Annotated in this window: 1 protein-coding gene and 1 pseudogene; one reads left to right on the top strand and one right to left on the bottom strand. The window is 51.5% G+C overall.

All coding sequences use genetic code 11. The annotated features are described in order from the left end of the window. Window positions 1-263 (bottom strand): annotated as a pseudogene (locus CKO27_RS24285) (hypothetical protein); the annotation flags it as partial. Between the two features lie 706 nt (window positions 264-969). Between CKO27_RS24285 and CKO27_RS23695 the strand changes: the two are divergent. Continuing rightward, window positions 970-1,896 (top strand): ParA family protein, encoded by a 927-nt coding sequence (locus tag CKO27_RS23695; protein WP_200377372.1) that lies wholly within the window; start codon window positions 970-972, stop codon window positions 1,894-1,896. Window positions 1,897-2,023 lie beyond the last annotated feature (127 nt).

Here is a 2,023-nt window from a genome sequence, read left to right as displayed (position 1 = left end):
GCATCGACGCCAACCCCGTGGCCGTGGCCGATCCGAAGGTGCTGATCAAATAATCGGTGTAGATGTCGAGAGCGTCTTGGTTCATCCTCGAAACTTACCAAGTCCTGAGCCTTCTGCGTAACATCAGTTAATAAGATTACTATAAAACTGCCAGTGGCGCGCACGGCCACGCGGCCGACATGAACGCCAGCCTTCTTGCCGGTCGGCACACGCGCGATCACACGATCCCCGGTCTGGAAGTCTTTGACCCGATTTTGGCGCATCAGATAGCCACGCGGAATGCCGAAGCGATCCAGGCGCGTACGCTGGTAGCTACCGCGCTCGATCGCCTCGATCGCCAGGGCCGGACACTGCCAACCGTAAACGTGCCCTTACGGGCATGGTAACGGAGCCTCTCGGCTCGCTCCCCTCGGGAATGTCTGCAACCGGCTCCCGCCTCGCGGCGGCGATCAGAACCTTCGGCGCTTGACCTTTCGCCAGCATTATCCTGGCCTTCTAGGGTCCGGGGCTGAGGAAGCACCCCGGTGTAGGTCTTAGAGTCTGTTCAGACAGTTTATCTAATTAAATTATATTGTTGCAGTTTGACTTTCACGTGAAATCTAGGCAAAAGCCGATTACCGTCTAGTTTGTGCTCCCATGCTTGAAAAAACACATGCAATTCAACAGGGACTTTATGAACAGACTCTTAACGACCCGTTGCAAACGGAGCGTGTTGGCGGCCACTTTCCCTGGTCAACCTAGCTTTTTCAAGCTCCCGGCTTTAGCCGGGGTAATTGACTCTGAGGCTCATTCGTCGGTAAGTCAGGGCAGACCAAGGGAGACATACTTTGTCGCCCCCTGCTGCGCTGTGCATCCTTAACTGGGAAATTACTTGCCCTCCACCACCCGTTCGAATGTAAATTCCTGCATTCAAAGGATTTCCTTTACCGCCGGTCGTCGCTGCTGCACTTTATGATTACTTGTCCTGAAATGCAATACCGTGTTATTTTTACGGAAGACATACGGTATTGTTTTTATGGGAGGGTGATGATGAAAGTGATTGCAGTCGTCCAAAACAAAGGTGGTGTTGGCAAAACAACAGTTACTCGTGTTTTGGCAGAGTATTTTTCCCGTCAAGGACAGCGTGTTTTGGTGTTGGACCTCGATGCCCAGTGCAATCTCTCAAGACGTTTCCTAACCATGGAGTATGACGCTGCCGACCCGGACGGTGTTCTTCCCCCACTTCATCCTGAGTTTGATATTTCAGACGATCAAAGCGGCTGGTCAGGACGAAGCTCTAGTGCGGATATCTATTTTTCTGGCGATGTGTATCCCTACCCGACTCAGTTGGACTCGTTACTGGCACTACCAGGACATGGTCCAAGACTTCGCGAAATCGAGCTTGTGCGTTCAGACGAGGTTCGAGATGCCGTGCATAACCGCCTGCATTTGTTCCTTAGCTTGGTGGATGTTCAAAGATCTTTTGACTTAGTGTTTATTGATACTGCACCCGCTAAAGGTCCACTGACCATCAGCGCTGTTCGGGCCGCAACCCATCTAATTATTCCCACAACATTGGAACCACAACCGATCGAGGGTCTATATGGAATGCTGCAACTTTGGCGTCGTGAGCAAAATAGTCGTGAAGCCGATCGTCCGCTTCAGATTGCTGCGATTCAGCCAAACTTGTTCAGGAAAGGTGTTGCTCTGCATGAGGGATTGCTGGATTCCTTGCGGGATGACCAAGCTTTAGCGTCAATGTTGTCACCTGTGATTCTTCGCCAGCGCATCGCCTTTGCTGAATCAGACCATCCCGGTGCTCAGCCGAAGAGTCTCTTTGATTTGAGTCCTAAAGATCCAGCTCATAAAGAAGTGCTCGCATTTTGTGAGCATATCCATGAACGCTTGATTAGGTAACTGATGTTACGCAGAAGGCTCAGGACTTGGTAAGTTTCGAGGATGAACCAAGACGCTCTCGACATCTACACCGATTATTTGATCAGCACCTTCGGATCGGCCACGGCCACGGGGTTGGCGTCGATGC

It is taken from the genome of Thiocystis violacea, from assembly GCF_016583575.1.
Classification (GTDB): domain Bacteria; phylum Pseudomonadota; class Gammaproteobacteria; order Chromatiales; family Chromatiaceae; genus Thiocystis; species Thiocystis violacea.
Note: the sequence above shows the minus strand (reverse complement) of the source record. Positions and strands in the feature narration are given on the sequence as shown.